General features: G+C 72.2%; 23 protein-coding genes and 2 pseudogenes. 12 read left to right on the top strand and 13 right to left on the bottom strand.

What is annotated here, in order from left to right; genetic code table 11:
* Positions 1-4 precede the first annotated feature (4 nt).
* Genes tal through AC068Z_RS15785 form a run of 7 tightly spaced genes read left to right on the top strand, consistent with a single transcriptional unit; the run spans position 5 to position 8171 of the window.
* Positions 5-1123 (top strand): transaldolase, encoded by a 1119-nt coding sequence (gene tal / locus AC068Z_RS15815; protein WP_478555462.1) that lies wholly within the window; start codon positions 5-7, stop codon positions 1121-1123.
* Complete coding sequence (gene zwf, locus AC068Z_RS15810) at positions 1123-2652, top strand: glucose-6-phosphate dehydrogenase (RefSeq protein ID WP_478555460.1); 1530 nt, start codon at positions 1123-1125, stop codon at positions 2650-2652. Before tal ends, zwf begins: the two co-directional genes overlap by 1 nt.
* Positions 2649-3584, top strand: a complete 936-nt coding sequence (gene opcA / locus AC068Z_RS15805; protein ID WP_478555459.1) for a glucose-6-phosphate dehydrogenase assembly protein OpcA — start codon at positions 2649-2651, stop codon at positions 3582-3584. The genes zwf and opcA overlap by 4 nt, the downstream gene beginning before the upstream one ends.
* On the top strand, positions 3577-5217 hold the full coding sequence (gene pgi / locus AC068Z_RS15800) for a glucose-6-phosphate isomerase (RefSeq protein ID WP_478555457.1): 1641 nt from the start codon (positions 3577-3579) through the stop codon (positions 5215-5217). The genes opcA and pgi overlap by 8 nt, the downstream gene beginning before the upstream one ends.
* Positions 5218-5224: 7 nt before the next feature.
* Positions 5225-6103 carry a phosphogluconate dehydrogenase (NAD(+)-dependent, decarboxylating) gene (gene gnd, locus AC068Z_RS15795; RefSeq protein ID WP_478555455.1) on the top strand — a complete coding sequence of 293 codons (879 nt, stop codon included), beginning with the start codon at positions 5225-5227 and terminating at the stop codon, positions 6101-6103.
* Positions 6104-6111: 8 nt separating this feature from the next.
* Positions 6112-6699, top strand: coding sequence for a histidine phosphatase family protein (locus AC068Z_RS15790; protein ID WP_478555453.1), 588 nt, complete (start codon positions 6112-6114; stop codon positions 6697-6699).
* Positions 6700-6740: 41 nt separating this feature from the next.
* A complete protein-coding gene (locus AC068Z_RS15785) occupies positions 6741-8171 on the top strand; it encodes a membrane-associated oxidoreductase (protein WP_478555451.1) in 1431 nt (476 codons plus the stop codon).
* 31 nt (positions 8172-8202) lie between these two features.
* Here the strand turns inward: AC068Z_RS15785 and AC068Z_RS15780 are convergent, their stop codons facing one another.
* Positions 8203-9996: a bifunctional sugar phosphate isomerase/epimerase/4-hydroxyphenylpyruvate dioxygenase family protein gene (locus tag AC068Z_RS15780; RefSeq protein WP_478555449.1), complete on the bottom strand. Its 1794-nt coding sequence runs from the start codon at positions 9994-9996 to the stop codon at positions 8203-8205.
* An 87-nt stretch (positions 9997-10083) separates the two neighbouring features.
* Positions 10084-10971: a shikimate dehydrogenase gene (locus AC068Z_RS15775; protein ID WP_478555447.1), complete on the bottom strand. Its 888-nt coding sequence runs from the start codon at positions 10969-10971 to the stop codon at positions 10084-10086.
* Positions 10972-11109: 138 nt separating this feature from the next.
* Between AC068Z_RS15775 and AC068Z_RS15770 the strand changes: the two genes are divergently transcribed.
* Together AC068Z_RS15770 and AC068Z_RS15765 are read left to right on the top strand one after the other, a co-directional pair.
* Positions 11110-11775, top strand: coding sequence for a TetR/AcrR family transcriptional regulator (locus tag AC068Z_RS15770; protein ID WP_478555446.1), 666 nt, complete (start codon positions 11110-11112; stop codon positions 11773-11775).
* Between the two features lie 177 nt (positions 11776-11952).
* Positions 11953-13299 carry an MFS transporter gene (locus AC068Z_RS15765; RefSeq protein WP_478555444.1) on the top strand — a complete coding sequence of 449 codons (1347 nt, stop codon included), beginning with the start codon at positions 11953-11955 and terminating at the stop codon, positions 13297-13299.
* A 50-nt stretch (positions 13300-13349) separates the two neighbouring features.
* Here the strand turns inward: AC068Z_RS15765 and AC068Z_RS15760 are convergent.
* Positions 13350-13759, bottom strand: a pseudogene (locus tag AC068Z_RS15760) (VOC family protein).
* A gap of 114 nt (positions 13760-13873) precedes the next feature.
* Complete coding sequence (locus AC068Z_RS15755) at positions 13874-14314, bottom strand: PPOX class F420-dependent oxidoreductase (protein ID WP_478555442.1); 441 nt, start codon at positions 14312-14314, stop codon at positions 13874-13876.
* Between the two features lie 85 nt (positions 14315-14399).
* On the opposite strand from AC068Z_RS15755, the gene AC068Z_RS15750 reads away from it, so the two are divergent.
* Complete coding sequence (locus AC068Z_RS15750) at positions 14400-14978, top strand: TetR/AcrR family transcriptional regulator (protein ID WP_478555440.1); 579 nt, start codon at positions 14400-14402, stop codon at positions 14976-14978.
* A gap of 142 nt (positions 14979-15120) precedes the next feature.
* Positions 15121-16350, top strand: a complete 1230-nt coding sequence (locus AC068Z_RS15745; RefSeq protein ID WP_478555438.1) for a serine hydrolase domain-containing protein — start codon at positions 15121-15123, stop codon at positions 16348-16350.
* A 38-nt stretch (positions 16351-16388) separates the two neighbouring features.
* Here the strand turns inward: AC068Z_RS15745 and AC068Z_RS15740 are convergent, their stop codons facing one another.
* Genes AC068Z_RS15740 through ribA form a run of 5 tightly spaced genes read right to left on the bottom strand, consistent with a single transcriptional unit; the run spans position 16389 to position 21373 of the window.
* Positions 16389-17543 (bottom strand): saccharopine dehydrogenase family protein, encoded by a 1155-nt coding sequence (locus AC068Z_RS15740; RefSeq protein WP_478555436.1) that lies wholly within the window; start codon positions 17541-17543, stop codon positions 16389-16391.
* Positions 17536-18588 (bottom strand): saccharopine dehydrogenase, encoded by a 1053-nt coding sequence (locus tag AC068Z_RS15735; RefSeq protein WP_478555434.1) that lies wholly within the window; start codon positions 18586-18588, stop codon positions 17536-17538. The genes AC068Z_RS15740 and AC068Z_RS15735 overlap by 8 nt, the downstream gene beginning before the upstream one ends.
* The gene (locus AC068Z_RS15730; RefSeq protein WP_478555432.1) at positions 18585-19724 is read right to left on the bottom strand and encodes an NAD(P)/FAD-dependent oxidoreductase; all 1140 of its coding nucleotides are present in this window, start codon (positions 19722-19724) and stop codon (positions 18585-18587) included. The genes AC068Z_RS15735 and AC068Z_RS15730 overlap by 4 nt, the downstream gene beginning before the upstream one ends.
* Positions 19721-20680 carry an ornithine cyclodeaminase family protein gene (locus AC068Z_RS15725; protein ID WP_478555430.1) on the bottom strand — a complete coding sequence of 320 codons (960 nt, stop codon included), beginning with the start codon at positions 20678-20680 and terminating at the stop codon, positions 19721-19723. Before AC068Z_RS15725 ends, AC068Z_RS15730 begins: the two co-directional genes overlap by 4 nt.
* A 33-nt stretch (positions 20681-20713) precedes the next feature.
* A complete protein-coding gene (gene ribA, locus AC068Z_RS15720; RefSeq protein ID WP_478555429.1) occupies positions 20714-21373 on the bottom strand; it encodes a GTP cyclohydrolase II in 660 nt (219 codons plus the stop codon).
* A gap of 38 nt (positions 21374-21411) precedes the next feature.
* Between ribA and AC068Z_RS15715 the strand changes: the two genes are divergently transcribed.
* On the top strand, positions 21412-22185 hold the full coding sequence (locus AC068Z_RS15715; RefSeq protein WP_478555427.1) for a creatininase family protein: 774 nt from the start codon (positions 21412-21414) through the stop codon (positions 22183-22185).
* Between the two features lie 113 nt (positions 22186-22298).
* On the opposite strand, the pseudogene AC068Z_RS15710 reads toward AC068Z_RS15715, so the two are convergent.
* The 4 genes and pseudogenes from AC068Z_RS15710 to AC068Z_RS15695 form a co-directional block, all read right to left on the bottom strand.
* Positions 22299-23009 (bottom strand): annotated as a pseudogene (locus AC068Z_RS15710) (lysylphosphatidylglycerol synthase transmembrane domain-containing protein); the annotation flags it as partial.
* A gap of 425 nt (positions 23010-23434) precedes the next feature.
* Positions 23435-24514 (bottom strand): trans-aconitate methyltransferase, encoded by a 1080-nt coding sequence (locus AC068Z_RS15705; protein ID WP_478555425.1) that lies wholly within the window; start codon positions 24512-24514, stop codon positions 23435-23437.
* The gene (locus tag AC068Z_RS15700; protein ID WP_478555423.1) at positions 24511-25692 is read right to left on the bottom strand and encodes a glycosyltransferase family 4 protein; all 1182 of its coding nucleotides are present in this window, start codon (positions 25690-25692) and stop codon (positions 24511-24513) included. The genes AC068Z_RS15705 and AC068Z_RS15700 overlap by 4 nt, the downstream gene beginning before the upstream one ends.
* Positions 25689-26087 (bottom strand): 6-pyruvoyl trahydropterin synthase family protein, encoded by a 399-nt coding sequence (locus tag AC068Z_RS15695; protein WP_451722663.1) that lies wholly within the window; start codon positions 26085-26087, stop codon positions 25689-25691. Before AC068Z_RS15695 ends, AC068Z_RS15700 begins: the two co-directional genes overlap by 4 nt.
* Positions 26088-26146 lie beyond the last annotated feature (59 nt).

Genomic DNA, 26146 nt, shown 5'->3' with positions numbered 1-26146 from the left:
GAAGATGATCACAGTGACCGCAGCACTCCGGCGCCTCTCCGACGAGGGCGTCTCCATCTGGCTGGACGACCTGTCCCGTAAGCGGATCGCCTCCGGCAACCTCGCCGAACTCGTCGCCGGCAAGCACGTGGTGGGCGTGACCACCAACCCGTCCATCTTCCAGGCCGCCATCGGCGCGGGCGACGGCTACGAGGAGCAGCTCGCCGACCTCGCCGTGCGCCGGGTCACGGTCGACGAGGCCGTACGGATGATGACGACGGCCGATGTGCGCGCCGCCGCCGACGTCCTGCGTCCGGTGTACGACGCGACCGGCGGCCGGGACGGCCGGGTCTCCATCGAGGTCGACCCGCGGCTGGCCCACGACACCGAGGCGACGATCGCCGAGGCCAAGCAGCTGGCCTGGCTGGTCGACCGGCCAGGCGTCATGATCAAGATCCCGGCGACCACGGCGGGCCTGCCCGCCATCACCGCCGTCCTCGCCGAGGGCATCAGCGTCAACGTCACGCTGATCTTCTCCCTCGAGCGCTACCGCGAGGTCATGGACGCCTACCTGCTGGGCCTGGAGCAGGCCGCCGAGCGGGGCCACGACCTGTCGGCGATCCACTCCGTGGCGTCCTTCTTCGTCTCCCGCGTGGACAGCGAGATCGACAAGCGGCTCACCGTCCTCGGCACCGAGGAGGCGCTGGCCCTGAAGGGCAGGGCGGCCCTCGCCAACGCCCGCCTCGCCTACGAGGCGTACGAGGAGGTCTTCGCGTCCGACCGGTGGCTGAAGCTCCTCTCCGCCGGCGCCCACAAGCAGCGCCCGCTGTGGGCCTCCACCGGCGTGAAGGACCCGGCGTACAAGGACACCCTGTACGTCGACGAGCTGGTCGCGCCCGGCACGGTCAACACCATGCCGGAGGGCACCCTCGACGCCACCGCCGACCACGGCGTGATCACCGGCGACACCGTCACCGGCGGCTACGCACAGGCCCGCGCCGATCTCGCGGCCGTGGAGCGCCTCGGCATCTCCTACGACGAGGTCGTCACCCGGCTGGAGGACGAGGGCGTCGCCAAGTTCGAGGCCGCCTGGCAGGAACTGCTGGACGCGGTCGCCAAGTCGCTCGACTCCAAGGGGGTCTGATGAGCACCGAATGGACCAACCCGCTGCGCGACGCGCGCGACCGGCGGCTGCCGAGGATCGCCGGGCCCTCCGGGCTCGTCATCTTCGGCGTCACCGGCGACCTGTCCCGCAAGAAGCTGATGCCGGCCGTCTACGACCTCGCCAACCGCGGTCTGCTGCCGCCGGGCTTCTCCCTCGTCGGGTTCGCCCGCCGGGACTGGGAGGACCAGGACTTCGCGCAGGTCGTGCACGACGCGGTCAAGGAACACGCCCGCACGCCCTTCCGCGAGGAGGTCTGGCAGCAGCTCGCCGAGGGCATGCGCTTCATCCCGGGTGACTTCGACGACGACCAGGCGTTCAAGCAACTGCGCTCCGCGGTCGAGGAGTTGGACGCCTCCCGGGGCACCAGCGGCAACTACGCCTTCTATCTCTCCGTGCCGCCGAAGTTCTTCCCGAAGGTCGTCCAGCAGCTGAAGAAGCACGGCCTCGCGAACGCGCCCGAGGGCTCCTGGCGGCGCGCGGTGATCGAGAAGCCCTTCGGCCACGACCTGGGCAGCGCGCGGGAGCTGAACGCGATCGTGCACGACGTGTTCGACCCGGAGCAGGTCTTCCGGATCGACCACTACCTGGGCAAGGAGACCGTCCAGAACATCCTGGCGCTGCGCTTCGCCAACCAGATGTTCGAACCGATCTGGAACCGGTCGTACGTCGACCACATCCAGATCACCATGGCCGAGGACATCGGCATCGGCGGCCGGGCGGGCTACTACGACGGCATCGGCTCGGCCCGTGACGTCATCCAGAACCACCTGCTCCAGCTGATGGCGCTCACCGCGATGGAGGAGCCGGCCGCCTTCGACGCAGGTGCGCTGCTGATGGAGAAGCTGAAGGTCCTCAAGGCCGTGAAGCTCCCCGCGGACCTGGGCCGGCACACCGTGCGCGGGCAGTACGCGCAGGGCTGGCAGGGCGGCGAGAAGGTGCGCGGCTACCTCCAGGAGGACGGCATCGACCCGGCCTCGACCACCGACACCTACGCCGCGATCAAGCTGGAGGTCGACAACCGCCGCTGGGCGGGCGTCCCCTTCTACCTGCGCACCGGCAAGCGCCTCGGCCGCCGGGTCACCGAGATCGCGGTGGTCTTCCAGCAGGCGCCGCACTCCCCCTTCGACCGCACGGCCACGGAGGAGCTGGGCAAGAACGCGATCGTCATCCGTGTCCAGCCCGACGAGGGCGTCACCGTCCGCTTCGGCTCCAAGGTGCCCGGCACCTCCATGGAGATCCGGGACGTGACAATGGACTTCGCCTACGGCGAGTCGTTCACGGAGTCCAGCCCCGAGGCGTACGAGCGGCTCATCCTGGACGTCCTGCTCGGCGACGCCAATTTGTTCCCCCGTCACCAGGAAGTGGAAGAGTCCTGGAAGATCCTCGACCCCATCGAGGAGTACTGGGCGGGGCACGGCAAGCCGGCGCAGTACGCCTCGGGCAGCTGGGGACCCGAGGAAGCCGACGAGATGCTCGCACGAGACGGACGGAGCTGGCGCAGGCCATGAAGATCGACCTGACCGACACCACGGCAAGCAAGATCAACAAGGCCCTTGTGCAGGGCCGCCGCGCCATCGGCACTCCCGCCGTGGGCATGGTCCTGACGATGGTCATCGTCACGGACGAGGAGAACGCCTACGACGCGATCAAGGCGGCCGAGGAGGCCTCGCACGAGCACCCCTCGCGCACCCTGGTCGTCATCAAGCGGCACGCCCGCACCCCGCGCGACCGCCAGGCCTCCCGGCTGGACGCCGAGGTCCGGGTGGGCGCCGACGCGGGCACCGGCGAGACGGTGATCCTGCGGACCTACGGCGAGGTCTCGGACCACGCCGACTCGGTCGTCCTTCCGCTGCTGCTGCCGGACGCCCCCGTGGTCGTGTGGTGGCCGGTGGAGGCGCCCGCGAACCCCGCCAAGGACCCGCTGGGCGCGCTGGCCCAGCGCCGGATCACCGATCTGTACGCGGTGGAGAACGCCTTCGAGGTCCTTCAGGCCCGGGTCCGCTCCTACGCGCCCGGCGACACCGACCTCGCCTGGACCCGGCTCACCCCGTGGCGCTCGATGCTGGCCGCGGCCCTGGACCAGGCCAAGGCGCAGATCACCTCCGGCGCCGTGGAGGCCGAGGCCGACAACCCCGCCGCCGAACTGCTCGCGCGCTGGCTGGAGGCGCGGCTGAAGGTGAAGATCGACCGGGTCGTCAGCGCGGGGCCCGTGGTGACCGCCGTACGGCTCGGCACCGCGCGCGGCGAGATCGTCATCGACCGCCCCGAGGGCCCGCTGGCCACGCTGACCCTGCCGGGCCAGCCCTCGCGCACCCTGGCGCTGAAGGTCCGCACCACCTCCGAACTCATCGCCGAGGAGCTCAGGCGCCTCGACGCGGACGAGATGTACGCCGTCGCCCTGCGGGGCGAGGCGGGCGAGGAGACCCCCTCTCATGTCTGATTCCCCGAGGCTCACCCGGCGGCCCCAGTGGACCGCCCTGGAGGACCACCGCGCCGAGTGGCAGGCCCATCTGCGGGACCTGTTCGCCGCGGACCCCGAGCGCGCCGAGCGGTACGTCGTGCGCGTCGGCGATCTGCGGATCGACTACTCCAAGCACCTCGTCAACGACGAGACGCTCGCCCTGCTCCAGGAACTGGCCGCCGCCACCGACGTGTTCGGGTTGCGCGACGCGATGTTCCGCGGCGAGCGGATCAACCTCACCGAGGACCGGGCGGTGCTGCACACCGCGCTGCGCGCCCCGCGCGAGGCGGTCGTCGAGGTCGACGGCGAGAACGTGGTGCCGGACGTGCACGCCGTCCTCGACCGGATGGGCGACTTCGCCGAGCGCGTCCGCTCCGGCGCCTGGACCGGCCACACCGGCAAGCGGATCAGGAACGTCGTCAACATCGGCATCGGCGGCTCCGACCTCGGCCCCGCGATGGCGTACGAGGTGCTGCGGCCGTACACCGACCGCGATCTGACGGTCCGCTTCGTCTCCAACGTCGACGGCGCCGACCTGCACGAGGCGGTCCGCGACCTGGACCCGGCGGAGACCCTGTTCATCGTCGCGTCGAAGACCTTCACCACGATCGAGACGATCACCAACGCCACCTCGGCGCGCTCCTGGCTGCTGGCCGGGCTCGACGGCGAGGAGAAGGCGGTCGCCCGGCACTTCGTGGCGCTGTCGACGAACGCGGAGAAGGTCACCGGGTTCGGCATCGACCCGGACAACATGTTCGAGTTCTGGGACTGGGTCGGCGGACGCTACTCGTTCGACTCCGCGATCGGCCTGTCCCTGATGATCGCCATCGGCCCGGACCGCTTCCGGGAGCTGCTGGACGGCTTCCGGGTCGTCGACGAGCACTTCAGGAGCGCCCCCGCCGAGGCCAACGCCCCGCTGATCCTGGGCCTGCTGGGCATCTGGTACGGCAACTTCTTCGACGCCCAGTCGCACGCGGTCCTGCCGTACAGCCACTACCTGTCGAAGTTCACCGCCTACCTCCAGCAGCTCGACATGGAGTCCAACGGCAAGTCGGTGGACCGCGACGGACACCCCGTGGACTGGCAGACCGGTCCCGTGGTGTGGGGCACGCCCGGCACCAACGGGCAGCACGCCTACTACCAGTTGATCCACCAGGGCACCAAGCTGATCCCGGCCGACCTCATCGGCTTCGCCCGCCCGGTCGACGAGCTGAGCGACGAACTCAAGGCCCAGCACGACCTGCTGATGGCCAACCTGTTCGCCCAGGGGCAGGCGCTGGCCTTCGGCAAGACCGCCGAGGAGGTCCGCGCGGAGGGCGTGGCCGAGGAGCAGGTGCCGCACCGCACCTTCCGCGGCAACCACCCGACGACCACGATCCTCGCCCGCGAGCTGACCCCGTCGGTGCTCGGCCAGCTCATCGCCCTCTACGAGCACAAGGTGTTCGTCCAGGGCGCCGTCTGGAACATCGACTCCTTCGACCAGTGGGGCGTGGAACTCGGCAAGGTCCTCGCCAAGCGCGTCGAGCCCGCTCTCACCGAAGGTGCCGAGGTCCCCGGCCTCGACGCCTCCACCGCTGCCCTCGTGGCCGCCTACCGTGAACTCAGGAAGTGAACTGATCATGCAGCTCGGACTCATCGGCCTCGGCAAGATGGGCGGCAACATGCGCGAGCGGATCCGCCGCGCGGGCCACACCGTCATCGGCTACGACCGCAACCCGGACCTCGCCGACGTGACAAGCCTCGGCGAACTGGTCTCCCGGCTCGAAGGCCCGCGCGTGGTCTGGGTGATGGTCCCGGCCGGCGCCGCCACCCAGTCCGTCGTGGACGAACTGAAGGAGCTCCTCTCCCCCGGTGACATCGTGGTCGACGGCGGCAACTCCCGCTGGACCGACGACGAGAAGCACGCCCGGGAGCTGGGCGAGAAGGGCATCGGCTTCGTCGACGCCGGTGTCTCCGGCGGCGTGTGGGGCCTGGAGAACGGCTACGCCCTGATGGTCGGCGGCGACGCCGAGCACGTGGCGAAGGTCCAGCCGTTCTTCGACGCCCTCAAGCCGGACGGGCCGTACGGCTATGTCCACGCGGGCAAGGTCGGCGCGGGGCACTTCGCGAAGATGGTCCACAACGGCATCGAGTACGCCATGATGCAGGCCTACGCCGAGGGCTGGGAGCTGCTGGAGAAGGTCGACTCCGTCACGGACGTGCGCGAGGTCTTCCGCTCCTGGCAGGAGGGCACGGTCATCCGTTCCTGGCTGCTGGACCTGGCGGTCAACGCCCTCGACGAGGACGAGCACCTGGAGAAGCTGCGCGGCTACGCGGAGGACTCCGGCGAGGGCCGCTGGACCGTGGAGGCCGCCATCGACAACGCGGTGCCGCTCCCGGCGATCACCGCGTCGCTGTTCGCGCGGTTCGCCTCCCGCCAGGACGACTCCCCGCAGATGAAGATGATCGCGGCGCTGCGCAACCAGTTCGGCGGCCACGCCGTCGAGTCGGCGAAGTAGGTCCGGCCGTGGGGGATCTCCTGCTGGTCCGCCACGGCGAGACGGAGTGGAGCGTGTCGGGACAGCACACCAGCTGGACCGACCTGCCCCTCACCGAGCACGGCGAGGAACAGGCCAAGTCGCTCGCTCCACTCCTTTCGTCCCGGACCTTCTCCCTGGCGCTGACCAGCCCCCTGGGCCGGGCGCGCCGCACCGCCGAACTCGCGGGTGTCACCGGGGCGTTGCCCTGGGACGACCTCCGCGAGTGGGACTACGGCGGCTACGAGGGCGTCACCACCCGCGAGATACACCGCACCCGCCCCGACTGGTACCTGTGGACCGACGGCGTGCCGCCGGGACCGGAGGGCCACCCCGGCGAGTCACCGGCCCAGGTCGGTGAGCGCGCCGACCGTGTGCTGGCCCGTGTCGCCGAGGCGCTGCCGGACGGGGACGTGGTCCTCGTCGCCCACGCCCACTTCCTGCGCGTCCTCACGGCCCGGCGGCTGGGCCTCTCGCCCGCCGAGGGACGGCTGTTCCAGCTGGCGACCGGAACGGTGAGCCGGTTGTCGACGGAGCACGAGCGGCCGGTCGTCGCCGAATGGAACGTCCGCGCCTAGGAGTTTGACAGGGCACTGGAGGCCCGCCAGAGTCGCGGCTGATGGAGATCGACGATCTGACACCGGCCGAGCAGCGAGTCTGGCGGGCCTTCGCCACGGGTACGGCGGTGGACTTCCGCGGGGAGAGCCCCGAACCGGCGGTGCGCGCGCGGGTGTTGCGGGCGCTGTTGCTGAACGGGCCGCACGAACCGGGGGAGATCGCCGCGGTGAAGGTCTCCGGCGCCCGGATCACCGGCGTGCTGAACCTGAAGTACGCGGCCGTCGACAGCGTCGTACGCCTGAGCGACTGCCACTTCGACGCCGTCCCCGACGTCTCCGGCGCCCAGTTGGGCTACCTCAACCTCAGCGGCTCCGTGCTGCCGGGTCTGTCGGCGGCGCGTACCCGGGTGGACGGCAGCCTGCGGCTGTCCGACTGCCGGTTCAGCGGTCCGGTCCATCTCGGCGGCGCCCAGATCTCCGGGGCACTGTTCCTGGAGCGCGCGGAACTGACCGCCGGGGACTCCGGGCGGCCCGCCCTGCGGCTCAACCAGGTCGCCGTCGAGGACGACCTGTGCGCGCCGGGACTGCGCGCCGAGGGCGAGATCCAGCTCAACGGCGCCCGGGTGGCGGGCACGATCAATCTGGAGGACGCCGTGCTGAGCCACCCCGGCGGTACCGTCCTCGACGCCGAGTCGCTGGACGTCGGCGCCAACCTGCTCGGGCGGCGGCTGCGCGCCGAGGGCCGGATCGATCTGCGCGGCGCCCGCATACCCGGGCGGCTGGATTTGCTGCGTGCCACCCTGTCCAACCCGGGCGGCACGGCCCTGCGGGCGAGCAGCTCCGTGATCGCCGAGATCTGGCTGCGCCTCGGCCCGCCGGTCGTGGGCCGGATCAATCTGCGCCGCTCCCAGCTCGAACAGCTCGACCTGGAACCGGAGATGCTGCCGGACGAGGTGCGGGTGCTGGACCTCACGTACACCTTCCTCACCCCGCACGAGCCGGTCGAACGGCGCCTGCCCATGCTGGAGCGCGACGGCGACGCCTTCGACCCGCACGGGTACGAGCAGCTGACCGCCGCCTACCGCCGCAGCGGCGACGACCAGGCCGCCCGGCTGGTGCAGCTCGCCAAGCAGCGCCGCCACCGCTCGACCCTCTCCTGGTACGGCCGTCTGTGGGGCCATGTCCAGGACGCCGCCGTCGGCTACGGCTTCCGTCCGCTGCGTGCCTTCGCCTGGCTGCTGTCCCTGCTCGCCGTCGGGTCGGTCGCCTACGCGCTCGACCGGCCGGCCGCGCTGAAACCGGCCGAGGCACCGGACTTCAACCCGGTGTTCTTCACCCTGGACCTGCTGGTCCCGGTGATCTCCTTCGGCCAGGAGGCGGCCTACGCGCCGGAGGGATGGGCGCAGTGGCTGGCGTACGTGCTGGTGCTGGCGGGCTGGATCCTGGCCACGACGATCCTGGCCGGCGTGACCCGGACGGTCAGCCGCCAGTAGGCCGCCTCGCCGGCCGCCCGAGCCCGCGGCCTCACCCGCCGGCGACCCCGCGCACGCCGTGCTGCGCCGACAGCCGTACGGGGGCGTTCGCGGCCCCGTAGCCCTGGTAGCCCTCGTCGCGCTGGACGAGTTCGAAGAAGACGCGGCCCACGGTCCGGGTGTAGCAGTGCCGGAAGGCACCGCCCGCGTCCCGGTCATAGAGGATGCCCAGTTCGCGGTAGGTCTCCAGCTCGCCCTCGGCGAAGTCGAAGCGGGCCGCGAGGTCGTCGTAGTAGTTGGCGGGGACGGGGAGCAGACGGCCGCCCGCCTCCCGGAACCGGCGGGCCGCCGCGACGACGTCGTCCGTGGCCAGCGCGATGTGCCGGTCGTGCACCGTGTCGTCCCCGGGCGCCGCACCGACGGTGAGGGCGATCCGGACGCTGCCGTCGGCGTTGGCGACGGCCCGGCTGCGCAGCAGTCCGTAGGGGTCGGCGACGTCGACGCTCGGCTGGGCGTCCAGGCCCAGCACGCTGCGGTGGAAGAGGGTCGCCTCGTCGAAGTGGTGCCAGGGCTGGGTGAGCGCGAGATGGTCGACGCCGGTCACCCCGGCGGCCGCGGGGGTGTGCGGCACGTCCTCGAAGTCGCCGCGCCAGTCGGACGACGCTCCGCAGAAGAACAGTTCGGTGCCGTCGGGGGCGGCCACCGCGTCCAGGGCCGCGTCCTCGGGGGCGCGGCGGCGGGGCAGTACCGGCGCGAGGAGGGCCTCGGCGCGGCGGGCGGCGGCCGCGGGGTCCGGCGACTCCAGGCCGATGGCGGCGAGTTGGACGCTCTCGCGGCGCGCCGCGCCCCCGGTGTTGACCAGGATGCGGGCGCCGCCCTGCTGCCACAGGTCGACGGGCTTGCCGCGGTGGCGGGCGGTGCGGGCGAAGCCCAGGGCGGACAGCACCGCCGCGACCGGTTCGGCGTCCGGGGTGAGCAGCTCGGCGAAGGCGACGCCGGTGGGGACCACGGGTGCCGGTGGTTCGGCCAGGCCGACCGACTCCTTCAGGACCAGCAGGGAGCGCTGGGCGTCCACGGCGGTGGGGCCCGCCTCGGACTGGCGGAAGACGTCGTTGAAGACCTCCAGGGACAGCGGGCCGTCGTATCCCGTGCGCAGCACGTGCCGGACCAGGCCCGTGACGTCGAAGCCGCCCTGTCCGGGGAAGCAGCGGTGATGGCGGCTCCACTGCAGGACGTCCATGCCGAGCAGCGGGGCGTCGGCCAGTTGCAGGAAGAAGATCTTCTCGCCGGGGATGTCCGCGATGCCTTCGAGGTCCTTGGGTTCGGAGCCCCGGGAGAGGATGTGGAAGCTGTCCAGGCAGGTGCCGAGGGCGGGGTGGTCCGCGCGCTCGACGATGCGCCAGGCGTGGTCGTACGTGTTGACGTGCCGCCCCCAGGCCAGCGCCTCGTAGGCGACGCGGATGCCGGACTCCTGGGCCAGGTCGGCGAGTTCGCCGAGCTGCCGGGCGGCGAGGTCGTCGTCGTCCACGGCGTGCGGGGAGACGCTGGAGCAGACGAGGACCGTGTCGGCGCCGAGGCGGCGCATCAGCTCGAACTTGTGCCGGGCCCGGCGCAGATTGCGGGCGAAGACGTCCTCGGGTACGGCCTCGATGTCCCGCATCGGCTGGTAGAGGTCGATGCCGAGGCCCAGGTCGGCGCAGCGGGCGCGGATCTCCTCGGGGGTGAGCGGGCTGGCCAGCAGGTCGTTCTCGAAGATCTCCACGCCGTCGAAGCCGGCCCGGGCGGCGGCCGTGAGCTTCTCGGTGAGGGATCCGCTGAGGGAGACGGTGGCGATGGAGGTGCGCATGGTCGGTGCTCCTTCAACTGGCTGTACGGGTGCGCGCCGTCAGGGGCGCGGGGAACGGCGCGAGCGGCCGTCCGCGGCCCGCGGCGGTCATCCGGCCTGGCCCGCCGGGCTCTCCACGACACCGGCCAGCTCCGCGATGTCCGCCAGCATGCGCACGCTGTCCGGCTCCCGCCCGGTGAACAGCCGGAACGCGTCCACGGCCTGGAACACGGCCATGCCGCCGCCGTCGAGGGTGGGGCAGCCGAGCGCGCGGGCGGTGCGCACGAGTTCGGTCTCCAGCGGCCGGTACACCACCTCGGCGACCCACAGCCCGGGATGCAGCAGCTCGGCCGGGAAGGGCAGTCCGGGGTGGGCGGCCATGCCGGTGGGGGTGGCGTGGACGATGCCGTCGGCTCCGCGCAGGAGTCCGGCCAGCCGGTCCGGGGACGCCGTGTCGGCCCGCCCGTCGCCGAAGTGCCGGTTGAGGGCGTCGGCGAGGCCGGCCGCCCGCTCGGGCAGCGCGTCGACGAGGGTGACCCGCTCGGCGCCGAGGGTGAGGGTGGCGTGCGCGACGGCAGCGCCCGCGCCGCCCGCCCCGAGCTGGACGACCCGCTCCAGGGGCGCGTCGGGCAGGCCGCGCGCGAAGGAGGCGGCGAAGCCGGTGACGTCGGTGTTGTGGCCGACGGCCCGGCCGCCGTCGAAGACGACGGTGTTGACCGCGCCGAGCGCCTCGGCCTGCGGGGACAGCGCGTCGAGGTGCTCGATGACGAGCTGCTTGCACGGATGCGTGATGTTCAGCCCGTCGAAGCCGAGGTCCCGCGCGGCCCGCACCAGGTCGCCGACCCGCTCGGGCGGTGCCCCGAGCACGTCGATGTCGATCAGCCGGTACACGTACCTGAGGCCCTGCCGGTCGGCCTCCCGCTCGTGGAGGGCCGGGCTGAGCGAGGGTCCGATACCGGAACCGATCAGTCCGACGAGATACGAGTCCTTGGTCACCACGGACCTCCAGGGCAGCTAATGTACGAACTAGTACGTTAGTCATAGCACTGTTCCCGGGTCAGAGGAAGTGGCCCGCGGCGAGCTCTTACAATCGCGACACCGATCGCGTCACCCGCCCTCGCCCGAAGGAACCCGATGACCAGCGTCGACGAACAGGCACGGAACGGCGGACGGGTCCGCGACGCGGCCCGCACCCAGGCGGAGATCCTCGACGTGGCGACCCGGGAGTTCGCCCGCGCCGGCTACGACGGCGCCCGGGTGGACGAGATCGCCGCCCGCACCCGCACCACGAAGCGGATGATCTACTACTACTTCGGCGGCAAGGAGCAGCTGTTCACGGCCGTCCTGGAGCGGGCGTACGGCGTGATCCGCGAGGCCGAGCAGCAGCTCGACGTGGAGCACCTGGACCCGGTCGCGGCCATCCGGCGGCTGGCGGAGGTGACCTTCGACCACCACGAGGCGCACCCCGACTTCATCCGCCTGGTCAGCATCGAGAACATCCACGGCGCCGAGCACATCGCCGCCTCCGAGAAGCTGGGCAGGATCGGCTCACCGGCGCTGGACGTGATCCGCCGCATCCTCGCGGCGGGGCAGGAGTCCGGCCTGTTCACGGCCGACGTCGACGCCGTCGACCTGCACGCGATGATCAGCTCCTTCTGCTTCTTCCGGGTCGCCAACCGGCACACGTTCGGCGCCCTGTTCGGCCGCGACCTCGTCGACCCCGCCCAGCGGGAGCACTACCGCACGATGCTGGGCGACATGGTGATCGCGTACCTGACCGCGGAGCGCGCGGCGGACTGACCGCGGGGCACACGCGGAAGGCAGTTGCTTCGGCATCACCCCTTGACACCCGGGAAACGTGGGCGCAACATCCCTTCCCACCGGGACTAACTATCCAGTGGGTTAATTAGCCGAAGATCCGGCCCTTCTCCCCTCCGCTCACTCCGCCTACGTTGGAGTTCCCTCAAAGGAGCCGCCGTGTCCGTCCCCACCCCCGCCGCCCCGCCCGGGCAGCCGAAGAAAGCCGCGACCGCCGCGTGGATCGGCAGCGCCCTGGAGTACTACGACTTCTTCATCTACGGCTCCGCGGCCGCCCTGATCTTCCCCGAGGTCTTCTTCGACGAGTCCGACCCGGCCACCGCGACCCTGCTGTCGCTGGCCACCTTCGGTGTGGCGTACGCCGCCCGGCCGATCGGCGCGCTCTTCCTCGGCCACTACGGCGACCGCATGGGCCGTAAGAAGATCATGGTCTTCACGCTGATCCTCATGGGTCTGTCGACCTTCCTGATCGGCTGTCTGCCCACCCGCGACCAGGTCGGCACGCTCGCTCCCGTGCTGCTGGTGCTCTGCCGGGTCCTTCAGGGCATCTCCGCGGCCGGTGAGCAGGCCAGCGCGAACTCGATGACGCTGGAACACGCGCCACCGAACCGGCGCGGCTTCTTCACCAGCTTCACCCTCAGCGGCACCCAGGGCGGCCAGCTGCTCGCCACGCTGGTCTTCATCCCGATCGCCGCGCTGCCCGAGGAGCAGCTGCTGTCGTGGGGCTGGCGGGTGCCGTTCTGGATGAGCATCGCGGTCGCCGTGGTCGGCTATGTCATCCGCCGCAAGCTGGACGAGACCCCGGCCTTCGAGCAGCAGGCCGCGACGCAGGGCGTGGTGAAGCTGCCGCTGGCGGTGCTGATGCGCGAGCACTGGGCGGATGTGCTGCGGGTGATCGCCGGCGCGCTGGTCGCCTCGGTGAGCACGATCTTCACGGTGTGGGCGCTCGCGTACGCGACGAGCGACTCCGTCGGTATGAGCCGCTCCTCGATGCTGTGGGTGGGCGCGCTGGCGAACCTCGTCGCGCTCGCCGCGATCCCCCTGTGGGCCACGCTCTCGGACCGCATCGGGCGTCGCCCGGTGTTCCTGGTCGGCGCGGCCGGCAGCGCGGCGATGATGTTCGCCTACCTGTGGTCGATCTCGACCGGGAACTACCCGCTGACCCTGCTCCTCGGCATCGTGACCTTCGGTGTCGTCTACAGCGCGGCGAACGGCGTGTGGCCGTCCTTCTACGGCGAGATGTTCTCCACCCGGGTCCGGCTGTCCGGCATGGCCATCGGCACCCAGATCGGTTTCGCGGTCGCCGGTTTCGCGGTGACCTTCGCGGCGCAGATCGCGGGCCCGGACGGCGACGACTGGTCGGCGGTGGCCCTGTTCACCGCGGCCCTGTGCGTCCCGCCGGTCATCGCCGCGCTCTCGTCCCGCGAGACCCACAAGGTCCCGACGGAGCAGCTCGGCGAGCGCGCTCCGCTGGAGTCGGCCCAGCGGGAGACGGTGACGGCCTGACCCCCGGCTCCCTGGACCCCGGCGCCCGTGCGGCGCCGGGGTCCGGGCTCCTACGCGTTGGACCAGCCCCGCTCACACAGCACGAGCCGGTACCCGTCCGGGTCCTCGATCGTGACGCCCCACTCGTTCCAGTACGGGTTGGGGGACGCGACGCGCTTGCCGCCGTGCTCTTCGAGGCGCGCGACCAGGTCCTCCGGCACCGGGCCGTCGACGTAGACCACCAGGAGGTCCTCCTCGGTGGGCCGGGGCTCGACGGGGCGGGCGGGCTCGTGGACGAGTTCGAGATGCCAGTCCGCGTCGGGCCATCCGAGCATCAGCAGATCGTGCTCCCCGGGTTCCGGCCCGCCCCGCGCCCGCCATACGACACTCAGGCCCAGCCCCTCTCCCCAGAAGCGCTCGGCGGCGGCGAGGTCAGGGAGGGGCGGGCGATACGGATGTGACTGCGGCCGTTGACGGGCATCGGGTCCTCTTCTCGTGGCTGCGCGCTCGGTTCGGCAGCCTAGCCAGCGCGCCCGCACCGGACATCGGCCATCGGCCCCGCGCCGGGGGACCTAGGACCGCGGGCCGGACCGGGTCAGCCGCGCTTCGGAACCCCGTACGCCCGGTCCACCTTCAGCCGCAGCACCAGTCGCCGGTCCCGGACCATCGCGGCCCGGAAGTCGTCCCAGTCGGGGTGTTCGCCCTGGACGTCGCGGTACAGACGGATGAGTTCCTCGACCGTGTCGTCGTGCGGGTCCGCGGCGACGGGCGCGAGGTCGGCGGTGCCCTCGGCCACGGTGTACGCCCAGCGGTCGGCGCTGGTCACGTGGTACGACGCCCTCGGGTCCCGGCGCAGATTGCGGGTCTTGGCGCGGTCGTCCGTGATCGACACCCGGATGATCCGCTCGTCGGGGTAGTAGGCGTGGCTGACGTTCGACAGCTGGGGGCGGCCGTCGCGCTTGAGGGTCACCAGTACGCCCCCGTGGCCCTCGGAGAGCAGCTGGAGCAAGGCCTCTTCAGTCCGGTCCTGAGTCATGTTCCGGTAAACCGGGCGGGCCGGGCCGGACATTCCCGCGACCGGGCTGTAGACGGTGTCTACCCCGAGCTGCTACACACGGCCCATGCAGGAACCTGAGGCAGGACTGCGTGACCGACTGGTGGACGTGGGCGTGGAACTGGTGGCCGAGGAGGGCGTCCAGGCGCTCACCTTGCGGGAGATCGCCCGCCGGGCGGGTGTCTCGCACGGGGCCCCGCGCCGCTACTTCCCCACGCATCTGGAGCTGCTGTCGGCCATCGCGCGCCGCGGCTTCGTCGAACTGGCGGACCGGGCGACGCGCGCCGTCGAGGACGCGGGCGGCGGCCCCCGCACCCAGCTCACGGCACTGGCCCACGCCTACCTCCGGTTCGCGGTGACCAACCCAGGTATGTACGAACTGATGTTCCGTCATGATCTGCTGAAGAGCGGCTACTTGCGGCTGCGCGACCACAGCCTTCCGGTGTTCGGACGCATGGTGGAACTGGTCGCCCGGGTCCGGCCCGACGTCGACGCCCGGCTCGTCGGGGGCTCACTGTGGGCGAACCTGCACGGCGTCGGCCAGCTGTGGGGCTGGGGCAGCCTCCAACTCGCCGTCGGTACGCATGACTTCGACCGCATGGTGGAGTCGGTCCTGGTCGTCTACCTCGGCCCGGACGAGGAGTGAACCCCCAGCCCGGACGCCGGGCGCTGCCGGTCGATCGGCGATCCGCGGGGCCGTACACCTGTTCCTGCGCGACGATGAGATCGCGGGCCGCTGCGGTTGGGTATGCCGCAGCACCTCGGCGTCCGCATTCGTGAGGAGAGCGATGGCACAGCTGCGACAAGAGGTCGAACCGGTCGAGGTCGGTCTGGACCCGAAGGCGCTGGACCGCCTCGACCAGCACTTCGCCCAGTACGTGGACGAGGGTCGGCTGCCCGGTTTCCTGGTCGCCGTCTCCCGTGGGGGGCGCGTCGCCCATCTGACCACGCACGGTCTGCGGGACGTGACCGCCGGCCTGCCCGTGACGGCCGACACCCTCTGGCGGATCTACTCCATGACCAAGCCGGTCACCTCCGTCGGGGCGCTGCTGCTGGTGGAGGAGGGGAAGCTGGCCCTGGACGACCCGGTCGGCCGCCACCTCCCGGCCTTCGCCGAGCCCCGGGTGTACGTCGAGGGCTCCGGCGCCGATGTCCGCACCCGCCCGGCCGCCGGACCGATGCTGATCCGGCACCTGATGACCCACACCGCGGGCCTGACCTTCGCCTTTTACCACTCTCACCCGGTGGACGCCCTCTATCGCGCGGCGAATCTGGAGTCCGCGGTGCTGCCCGGCTCGGACCTGGCCGAGACCGTCGACGTGTACGCGCGTCTGCCGCTCCAGTTCGACCCGGGCACGCAGTGGAACTACTCGGTCGCCACCAATGTCCTCGGCCGCGTCATCGAGGTCGTCTCCGGACAGCCGCTGGACGAGTTCCTCGCCGCACGCGTCTTCCGCCCGCTCGGCATGACCGACGCCGGATTCCAGGTCGGGGACGAACAGGCGGACAGACTGGCCGAGTTGTACGGCGAGACCGACGAGGGCCGGATCACCCCGATCCCCGGGCTGCCGCTGCACGGTCGCCCCCGGTTCCTGTCCGGCAGCGGCGGCCTGGCGGCCTCCGCCCATGACATCCACCGCTTCATGGAGCTGCTGCGCCGCCGCGGCGAACTCGACGGCACCCGGCTGCTCGCTCCCGGCACGGTCGACCTGATGACCGGCAACCACCTCCCGGGCGGCGCCGACCTGCGCTCCTTCGGTAGCCGCCCGGCCCACGACGAACCCGGCAACGACGGCGTCGGCTTCGGTCTCGGCGTCTCCGTGGTCATCGACCCGTCCCGCACGAGGGCCCCCGCGGGGATGGGCACGTTCGGCTGGAGCGGTGTGGCGACCACGACCTTCTTCGTCGACCCGTCCCGCGACCTGACGGTTCAGTTCATGACCCAGGTCCGCCCGAAGACCTCGCACACGATGTTCCCGGACCTCAAGCGGCTGGTGCACGAGGCGGTCACCGACTGAACGCCGTCACTGACTGACGCGGTCACTGACTGACGCGGTCACTCACTGACGCGCAGGGTGAACTCCACTCCCTCCAGAGCGAGTTCACGCAGCCACTCGGCCGACCGTGCCGCTGTCTCGGCGGCACGGCTCAGGCCCGGCGGCAGGGAGCCGTCCAGGATGTGGCGGACACTCAGCGCGAGGGGCCGTGAGACACAGCGGGCCATCGCGCTCTCCTCCTCGTCGCCGACCAGGTCGAGCAGGTAACTGCCCTTCCACATCCGGCCGTTCGCACCCCTGACCTCCAGGGAGACGACGAGCACGACCCGGTCCCGGTCCGCCTCCGTCGTGGGGTAGGTAGCCGCCAACTCCCTCGCCAGCGCCGCGATCCGGCCGTCGTCGCCGCGCTTGAGCTCGTCGAAGACGGGCTCCCAGGCGCGCAGCCAGCCGTCCAGACGCAGGGTGCCGCGGACGAAGGTGCGCGGCTTCCACTGCTCGGGGAGGTCGTACTGGTCGACGAAGGGCAGGCTGTCCCGGTTGGGGTAGACCTCGAAGGGCTCCCCCTCGACGACATGCCTCCGGGTCGCCTCCCAGGGGCGCGCGGCGGTGGTCTCGGCGCCGTCCTCGATGTAGCGCGCGGGCGAGCGCAGGGCACCGAGCACACCGGCGGGCGCCCAGCTGAAGCGGTAGCGGAAGTCGTTCGGCTCCGCTGGGACACCGCCGCAGTACGAGGTCAGGCTGTACGAGGCCGCCGTACCGTCGCCGATCGCCGCCCGGGCGCGGGCGACGAGGGAGTGGGCGAAGAGGTGGTCGATGCCCGGGTCGAGGCCCGCTTCGGTGAGCACGACCAGACCGGCCCCGACCGCCGCCGGCACCTGCTCCAGCACGGCGTCGGACACATAGCTGGAGCACGCGAAGTGGGCCCGCCGGGACACGCAGACGGCCAGCAGATCGGCGTGCTCGGAGGCGGGCAGCATCGACACGACGACATCGCCGGGGGCGAGTTCGGCGGTCAGCGTGTCGAGCGTGAACGCGCGCGGCTCGGCACGTCCGGTCAGACCGCGCCGGTCCAGGGCCTCGGCGGCGCGTTCCTCGGTGCGGTGCCACAGCCGTACCCGCTCGGCCGTGTCGCACAGCCGGGCGAGCCCGCTGCCGGTGGACAGGCCGGCGCCGACCCAGTGGACGGTGCCGCTCGCGGGAACCAGGTCAGTCACGGCGGAACTCCCCTTCCTCGATACCGGCTTCGGAGCAGGCCTGCCGGAACCGGCCCAGGCAGCGCGCCCAGGCGGGATCGGTGTCGAACGCCGGCAGGAGCGGCAGCAGCGCCGCCGAGAAGTCGGTGGACGACTCCCTCGGCAGCAGGGACGGCAGGTTGTCGATGGCGATGAGGTCCAGGGGCGGTCGCTCGCGCAGCCGCCGGGCCGGGTCCGTCCAGTCGGTGGTGCGGTCGTAGATCGGCAGGACGTTCAGGGGCGAGCCGACGTCGCAGGTCACGTCGCACAGGGTGCGCAGCCGACGGGCGGGGTCGTCGAGGTCCGCGTCCCGGAGGAACGGCGGCACGGGTGTCGTGGCGAGGACCGCGTTGACCATGACGTCGTGGGCGAGGAGGGCGGGGCGGTCGAGATCACGGGTCTCGGCGAGGTCCCAGCGGGTCGGCTCGATCCCGGCCGCCCGGAAGGCCTCGCAGGCGCCCTTGCCGCTGCGGCCCAGGGCGCCGATCACCAGTGCGGTGAACTCCGTTTCCCCACGCAGGCGTTGGTCCAGCTCCTCCTTGGTCGTGGGGACCAGCGGCGCGTCGAGCCGCCCCCGGTGCCGCAGCACGGCGAGCGCGGCCCCGAGGTATCCGGCCCAGAACCCGAAGGCGGCCAGCCGCCGCCCGCCCTCGTCCACCAGGTACTCGACGTCGTACAGCGCCCCTCCCCCGGCCGCGAACCGCCGCAGCAGCGCGGCGGCACCGGGCTGCCGCTTGTAGGCGTGCCCGAAGAACACGTGCCGATGGGACAGCGCGGCGGGCTCGTCCGGCAGCTCCTTCAGTCCTACGACGACGGCGTCGCCCGGCGCCGACACCCACGAGCCCGCCGCCGCGACCCGGCAGCCGGCCTTCTCGTACTCCTCGACCGGGAAGATCCGCTGCGGGGAGTCCTCGACGGTCACGGTCACCCCGCTGTCGACGAGCCGCCGGGCGTCGGACGGCACGACCGGAGTGCGCCGCTCGGTGGGCCGGACCTCGTGACGCAGCCAGAGATGGAGCTCGGTCATACGCAGTTGGCCTCCGGGCGAAGGGCGTCGGCCGCGAACCGGTCGGCGCTCAAGGGGCTGACGTCCACGAAGGGTACGCGGCCGAGGTACAGGTCGCGGACGACCTCGCCGACGGCGGGTCCCTGGAGGAAGCCGTGGCCGGAGAAGCCGGTCGCGTACAGGAAGCGGGACACCGAAGTCGACTCGCCGATCAGGGCGTTGTGGTCCGGGGTGACCTCGTACAGGCCCGCCCAGCCGCCCGTGCGGCGCAGGTCGAGCAGGGCGGGGGCGCGGTGCTCCATGGCCTCGTACAGCCGGGGGATCCAGCGGTCGTGGGTGCCGGTGTCGAAGCCGGGGCGTTCGTCGGGGTCGGACATGCCGAGGAGGAGGCCGGGGCCCTCGGCGTGGAAGTAGAGGCTGGTGGTGAAGTCGATGGTCATGGGGAGGCCGGGCCGCAGTCCGGGGACCGGTTCGGTGACCGCGATCTGGCGGCGCAGCGGCTCCACGGGCAGGTCGACGCCGGCCATCGCGCCGACGGCCCGGGACCAGGCGCCGGCCGCGCAGATCACCGTGCCGGTGGCGATCGGGCCCTTGCTGGTGCGCACCGCGGTGATGGTGTCGCCGCGCAGGTCGATGCCGGTGACCTCGGTGTGCCGCAGGACGGTGGCGCCGTACCGGCGGGCGGTGGCCGCGTAGCCCTGGACGACGGACTCGGGGGTGCAGTGTCCGTCGTCCGGGGAGTAGGCGGCGGCGAGCAGTCCGTCGGTGACGATGAGCGGGGAGAGCCGCCGGGCCTCGGCCGGGTCGAGCATCCGGCTGGGCACACCGAGGGAGTTCTGCAGCCGTACGCCCGCCTCGAAGGAGGCGACCTCCTCCGGGGTGGACAGCAGGAACAGATAGCCGACCCTGTGCAGGCCGATGTCCTGTCCGGTGTCCGCCTCGAACCGGTCGAAGGCCTCCAGGCTGCGGGCGCCGAGCCGGATGTTGAGCTCGTCGGAGAACTGCGCCCGCACTCCGCCGGCCGCCTTGGAGGTGGAACCGGCGGCCAGTTCGTCCCGCTCGACGAGCACCACGTCCCGCACTCCGGCCCGGGCCAGCCGGCAGGCGATGCTCGCCCCCATCACCCCACCGCCGACGACCACGACCTCCGCCTTCACCGGCCCGCCTTCCGCGCCGCGTCGATGACTGCCCAGGCGGCCGCCGCGTCCTGGATGCCGAGGCCGACGCTGTTGTAGTAGACGATGTCTCCGGGGCCGGTACGGGCGGTGTGCGTGCCGGTGAGCAGGCCGCCGAGGGGGATCAGGTCCTCGGGGGCGAGCCGTGCCGCCACGACGGGTCCGGCGTGCTGGGCCGCCGTCTCCGGGTCGTCCACGACGACGGCCGCGGACCGCCGTACGACTTCCGCGTCGGCCTCGCGGCGGGTCGGTTCGAAGGAGCCGACGCTCACCACCGTGCAGCCGGGCGCCAGCCACGCGCCGCGCACCACCGGCGTGCTGCTGAGCGTGCAGGCGGCGATGATCGACGAACCGGTGACGGCCTGCTCGGCGGTGCCGACCGGTTCGACGGCGATCCCCAGCTCGGCCGTCAGGGTCTGTGCGGCCCGGGTCCTGTTGGCCTCGGTCGGGCTCCACAGCCGTACGGACCTCAGGTCCCGCACCCGGGACAGGGCCCGGACATGCGCGAGGGCCTGGACGCCGGAGCCGAGCACGGCGAGGTCCGTGCTGTCGGGGCGGGCCAGCGCGTCGACGGCGACGGCGCTGGCCGCGGCCGTGCGCAGGGTGGTGAGCGCGGTGCCGTCCATGACGGCGACGAGACGGCCCGTGACCGGGTCCAGGGCTGTGACCACGGCGTGCACGGTGGGCAGCCCGGCCCGCGCGTTGCCCGGGTTGACGCTGCCGATCTTCGCGACCGCCCCGGTGTCCGCGGAGAGCCGGGACAGGTACGCGAACATCACGCTGTCGTCGAAGCGGCTCGGGTGCATGATCTTCCCGGGCAGATCGGCGCCGGTGGACCCGAGGGCGGTGAAGGCGGCCCGCTGCGAGGCGATCGCCGCGTCCGTCGAGAGCAGCCGGCTGACCTGGTCGCCGGAGAGGAAGAGGACGTCGTCGCTCATTCCCTCTTCCTGTCCCGGCGGCCCGCGGCTGAATCAGGACCAGTGCGCCACGGCGTCCAGATGGGGCAGATGGTGGTCCAGGCGCTCCCGCTTGGTCCGCAGATAGGTGATGTTGCTCTCGCACGGCGGGATGAGCAGCGGGACCTGCTCGGCGACCGTGATGCCGTGCTCCAGCAACGCCTCCCGCTTGCGCGGGTTGTTGGACATCAGCCGGACCGACCGGACGCCGAGGTCGTCCAGGATGCGCGCGGCGACGCCGTAGTCGCGGGCGTCGACCGGCAGGCCGAGGGCGAGGTTCGCCTCCACCGTGTCGAGGCCCTCCGCCTGGAGGGCCATCGCCCGCAGCTTGGCGAGCAGACCGATGCCCCGGCCCTCGTGCCCTCTCAAGTACACGACGACACCGCGTCCTTCGGCGGCGACCGCGCGCAGCGCGGAGGCCAGCTGGTCGCCGCACTCGCAGTGCTGGGAGCCGAACGCGTCCCCGGTCAGGCACTCCGAATGCAGCCGGGTGAGAACGTCCTCGGTGCCGATGTCACCGTGGACGAGGGCCACTTGCTCGTCACCGCGGTCGTGGTCGAGGTAGCCGACCGCGCGGAATTCCCCGTACACCGTGGGCAGCGGGGCATTCACAATGCGTTCCACACCGGTGCGCTTCGGTGACTTCTTTCCGAGTACGCCAACTTTTTCTGTCATGATCTGGTTCCTAAGCAGAGACGAAAGGCCGTGAAAAGATGAGTGTTTCGGGGACGCGGTCGGCATCCGGTCTGGTGCCGGCGGACACCACGGAAGACGTGCGGACGCGCGGGGCGGGCGTCTCACGGCAGGTCGCCGTCCTTCCCGTCGGGAGCTTCGAGCAGCACGGCCCCTTCCTGCCGCTGGCCACGGACACGCTGGTCGCCTGTGCCGTCGCCCGGGAGATCGCCGCCGCGTACCCGGTGCACCTCCTTCCTCCGGTGACGATCTCCTGCTCGCACGAGCACGCGGCGTGGCCGGGGACCGTCAGCATCTCCTCGGTGACCCTTCATGCGGTGATACGGGACATAGCGGATTCGCTCCGCCGCTCCGGCGTGGACGCCCTGGTGGTGGTCAACGGCCACGGCGGGAACTACGTGCTGGGCAACGTCGTTCAGGAGTCCTCCGCGCGCGGTGAGCACATCGCGCTGTTCCCGGCCGCGGAGGACTGGGAGACGGCGCGGGAACGGGCCGGGGTGACCACCTCGCTCCTCACCGACATGCACGCGGGAGAAATCGAGACCTCCGTTCTTCTGCACGCTCATCCGGAAATGCTGCATCCCGGATACGAGACCGCGGATTTCGTCGCTGACGACCGCCGGCATCTGCTCTCCCTCGGTATGTCCGGCTATACCGATTCGGGTGTCATCGGGCGCCCTTCGCTGGGTTCGGCGGAAAAGGGGAAGGAACTCCTGGCGAGCCTGGCTGATTCGTTCGGGGCGTATTTCGCTTTGCTCACCTCGGATTCACGGGACGGCTCGTCCGCACGGTAGCCCTCCCACCACCGCAGGACCAGAACCACGACACCGGGCAGGCTCGCCGCCAGACACAGCACGCCGTACACCACGGCCACCGCGAGCCCGCTGCCCGCGCCGAGCCCGGCGGCGCCGAACGCCCAGGCGGTGACGCCTTCCCGGGGCCCCCAACCGCCCACGTTCAGCGGCAGGCTCATCGCGAGCAGGGCGAGCACGGCCAGCGGCAGGAGTACGGCGACGGAGGCGTCGGTGCCCGCGACGCGGGCCGCGAGCACGAACGTGGCGAGGTGTCCGGCCAGCACGACGACCGACGACCCGGCCACGCCGGGGGTGAACAGCCCCTCGCGGGCCTCGCGCAGGAAGCGCCGACGGCCGGTGGGGGACGGCCGGTTCATCCGCAGCGCGAGGACGACCGCGAGCGCGCCGAGGGCGGCGAGGGCGAGCAGCGGGGCGATGTGCCGGGTCTCGTCCCGCACGGGCGACGGCATGGTCAGCAGCACCACGACACCGATCACGGCCAACGCGATCTGTCCGGCGGCCCGTTCGAGGACGACGGAACGCACGCCTCGGCCGAGGTCACCGGCGCTGCGCCCGTGCCGTACCGCCCGGTGCACGTCGCCGAGGACACCGCCGGGCAGTGCCGCGTTGAGGAACAGCGCGCGGTAGTAGTCGCCGACCGCCGCGCCGAGCGGCAGCCGGATGCGCAGCCCCCGGGCCACCAACTGCCAGCGCCAGGCGCTGAACACGGTGGTGACGACCCCGATCCCCACGGCCGCGAGCACGGCGGGCGCGTCGATCCTGCGCAGCCCGTCGAGGAACACTCCGGTGCCAAGGCGCCACATGAGCACGGCGAGGATGGCGATGCCCGCGAGGGTGCCGATGTGGGTGCGGAGGTTCTTCCGGCGACGAGGGGCCGGGGCCGGTTCCGGGGTCGCCTCACAGGGGACGGAGACGGTGGCGGCTGCCGGGAGGGAGACCGAGGCCGGGCGGCGCACGGCGTGACCGACGGAGGTACGGCCGCCCAGCGGACCCACGGCCTCGGCGCAGCCGCCCGCGGCACGACCGGCCGAACACTCCGCCGTCTCGGCGCCGGCAAGCGCGACCCGGCCGCCGGGCGACTCCGCCGACTCCGAGTCCACGACCGCCGTACGGCCGGCCAGGGTCCCGCCCGTCGCCCCGCGTGCCTGCGTGCCCGCCCTGCGGGTCGCGGGGCCCGTCGCGCCAGTGCACAGGCGGGTTCCGGTCGCCGCCCCGACCGCCTCCGCGCTCATGAGGTCGCTCCGTCGGCCGGGCGGGAGAGGGCCAGCAGGTCGGTGTGGTGGACGACGACGCGCAACTCGCCCGCCGCACAGGCCGCCAGCCGCTCGCGCAGGTAGCCTTCGGCCGGTTCGCGCAGGTCCGGGCGCTGTTCCACCGCCGCGCCGACCCAGCCGCGCAGCCACTGCGCGGTGAGCGCGGCCTCGGCGGGGCCGAGTTGCCAGGGGCTCGGGTGCAGCCGTACGGTCGCGCCGCGCGCGGAGAACTCCTCGCACGCCACGGTGACCGCGTCCGGTCCGAGCAGGTCCGTACGCCGTTGGTGGGCGTTGAACGCCTCGGCGATCTCCTCGTCCAGCGGGTGGGCCGGGGTGAGGTCCACGCGTCCCGCGACCGACAGCGTCAGCAGCGCCGGGCAACCCGCGCCGGTACAGGCGGCGACGAGGGTCTCGACCTCCTCGCGGGTGAGCACGTCGAGCAGTGCGGAGGCCGTCACCAGGGAGGCCCCGGACAGGCCGTCGGGCGTGAGCCGCCCGACGTCACCGCGCCGGGTCTCGACGGTGACGCGGCTGCCGTCGGCGGCGGCGCGCGGGGAGGCCACGGCCGCGAAGTGCAGGAGGTAGGGGTCGCGGTCGTGCAGGACCCAGTGCTGGGCGCCGTCGAGCCGGGGCGCGAGCCAGCGGCCCATCGAGCCGGTGCCGCAGCCCAGGTCGTGGATGACGATTCCGCGCGAGCGGCGCGGCATGTTGGCGAGCCGGATCCGCAGCGGATCGAGCAACTCGTGCGCCCGCGCGTCCCCGTCGGGCCCCTCCCGCAGTTCCAGCCACTCCGGCGCGTACCGCGGCTGCTCCTCGGGACCGTCCTCCCGCAGCTTCAGCGTGGGCCGCTCACCGGGACGGGGCGTGGGCCCGGCGCCGGGGATCACGAGGTCGTCACCGCCCTCGGCCCCGGGCCCCTCCCCTCCGGCCCGCAGCCGCTCCCCCGCCGACCGGACCCGCTCGACCGCGGTGCGCTGCTGCTCCGTCACGGTGTCCCTCGGTCCCGGCTGTTCCGGGATCCACCCGGTGCCGTCTGTCGCCGCCGTCTTCCTCATGCCGCCCTCCTGGGCTCGTTCGGCAGTCGGCCCAGTACCGCGGCCAGGCTGCGGGCCGTGGTCGCCCAGCCGTCGAGGGCGGCCCTGCGGCCGCGCGCGGCCGCCTTCAGCCGGCGTCGTACGTCCGCCTCGCCGAACCAGCCGCGCAGTTCGGCGGCGAGGGCGGCGGGGTCCTCCGGCGGGACGAGGATGCCGGGCACACCGCCGTCGGGGGCGCGTCCCACCGCCTCGGGCAGGCCGCCGACGTCCGTGGCCAGCACCGGGATGCCCCGCGCCAGCGCCTCCGTCACGGCCATGCCGTACGTCTCCGCGTACGACGTGAGGACCATCAGGTCGGCCGCCGCGTAGCTGGCGTCGAGTTCGGCGCCCGCCTGCGGTCCCGCCAGCACCAGTCGGTCCTGGAGGCCGTACTTCCCGATCAGGGCCCGCAGTCCGGCCACGTACTCCGGATCCTGGCCGAGTCCGCCCACGCACACGCAGCTCCACGGCAGGTCGGTGACCGCCGCGAGCGCCTCGACCAGCCGGTGCTGTCCCTTGCGCGGGGTCACCGCGGCGACGCACAGCAGCCGCGAGACGCCGTCGGTGCCGGACGCCAGGGGGGCGATGTCGGCGCCGGGGGCGGCGACATGGACCCGTTCGGGGGCGAGGCCGTGGTGGGAGACCAGGCGCCGTACGGCCCAGTCGGAGGTGGCTATCACGGCCGGCACCGCCCGCAGCACCGCGCGCTCCCGGGCGTCGAGGTCGGCGGCGACCTGGGCCGACAGTCCCGTCTCGTCGCCCAGCGGCAGATGCACCAGCACTGCCAGCCGCAGCCGCTCCGCCTCGGGTACGACGATCTCGGGCACCCCGCACGCGACGAGCCCGTCCATCAGCACCACCGTGCCGTCCGGGAACTGCGCGAGAGTGCGGGCCAGTTCCTCCCGGGCCGCCGCTCCCGGCCGGGGCCACTCCCCCGCCACCGCGTGCTGGTGGACCTGCCAGCCGAAGCCGGGCAGATCCAGACTCACCCGCCGGTCATAGGCGTTGCCGCCGCTCGGCGCGGCCGGGTCGTCGACACCGCCCGGCAGCACGAAGTGCACGGAGCGCAGGGACATGGGCACGATCTCGGCGTTCTTCAGGGCGGAGTGCTGTACGGGCACATACGTGAGACGGGCCCGGTCCACGGTCACCTCGGTCACAGGGCACGCTCGTAACTGGCCCAGGCGACATGCGACTCGTGCAGCGTGACGGTGATCCCGGCGAGACCCCTGGCGCCCTCGCCCAGCGCCCCCTTGTGCACGCGCTCGGCGAGCCGGTCGGCGATGACCTTGGCCAGGAACTCCGTGGAGGTGTTGATCCCGGCGAAGTCGGGTTCGTTGTCGAGGTTGCGGTAGTTCAACTCCGCCACGACCGCCCCCAGTTCCTGGGTGGCGAGCCCGATGTCGACGACGATGTTGTCCTCGTCCAGCTGTTCGCGCCGGAACGTGGCGTCCACCAGGAACGTCGCTCCGTGCAGACGCTGCGCGGGCCCGAAGACCTCGCCGCGGAAGCTGTGGGCGATCATGATGTGATCGCGGACGGTGATGCTGAACAACGGACGACCCTCCAGGTGCGGCGCGTCTGATCCCCGGCTGATCGTGCCGGGGATGTGGA

This window comes from Streptomyces sp. NPDC043726 (genome assembly GCF_056436565.1).
This window is presented reverse-complemented; position numbering and strand designations above follow the sequence as displayed.

Coding starts and splice junctions, on each gene's coding strand:
- tal (WP_478555462.1), top strand. CDS start 5: ATGATCACAGTGACCGCAGCACTCCGGCGCCTCTCCGACGAGGGCGTC.
- zwf (WP_478555460.1), top strand. CDS start 1,123: ATGAGCACCGAATGGACCAACCCGCTGCGCGACGCGCGCGACCGGCGG.
- opcA (WP_478555459.1), top strand. CDS start 2,649: ATGAAGATCGACCTGACCGACACCACGGCAAGCAAGATCAACAAGGCC.
- pgi (WP_478555457.1), top strand. CDS start 3,577: ATGTCTGATTCCCCGAGGCTCACCCGGCGGCCCCAGTGGACCGCCCTG.
- gnd (WP_478555455.1), top strand. CDS start 5,225: ATGCAGCTCGGACTCATCGGCCTCGGCAAGATGGGCGGCAACATGCGC.
- AC068Z_RS15785 (WP_478555451.1), top strand. CDS start 6,741: ATGGAGATCGACGATCTGACACCGGCCGAGCAGCGAGTCTGGCGGGCC.
- AC068Z_RS15780 (WP_478555449.1), bottom strand. CDS start 9,996: ATGCGCACCTCCATCGCCACCGTCTCCCTCAGCGGATCCCTCACCGAG.
- AC068Z_RS15770 (WP_478555446.1), top strand. CDS start 11,110: ATGACCAGCGTCGACGAACAGGCACGGAACGGCGGACGGGTCCGCGAC.
- AC068Z_RS15755 (WP_478555442.1), bottom strand. CDS start 14,314: ATGACTCAGGACCGGACTGAAGAGGCCTTGCTCCAGCTGCTCTCCGAG.
- AC068Z_RS15750 (WP_478555440.1), top strand. CDS start 14,400: ATGCAGGAACCTGAGGCAGGACTGCGTGACCGACTGGTGGACGTGGGC.
- AC068Z_RS15745 (WP_478555438.1), top strand. CDS start 15,121: ATGGCACAGCTGCGACAAGAGGTCGAACCGGTCGAGGTCGGTCTGGAC.
- AC068Z_RS15735 (WP_478555434.1), bottom strand. CDS start 18,588: ATGACCGAGCTCCATCTCTGGCTGCGTCACGAGGTCCGGCCCACCGAG.
- AC068Z_RS15725 (WP_478555430.1), bottom strand. CDS start 20,680: ATGAGCGACGACGTCCTCTTCCTCTCCGGCGACCAGGTCAGCCGGCTG.
- ribA (WP_478555429.1), bottom strand. CDS start 21,373: ATGACAGAAAAAGTTGGCGTACTCGGAAAGAAGTCACCGAAGCGCACC.
- AC068Z_RS15715 (WP_478555427.1), top strand. CDS start 21,412: ATGAGTGTTTCGGGGACGCGGTCGGCATCCGGTCTGGTGCCGGCGGAC.
- AC068Z_RS15705 (WP_478555425.1), bottom strand. CDS start 24,514: ATGAGGAAGACGGCGGCGACAGACGGCACCGGGTGGATCCCGGAACAG.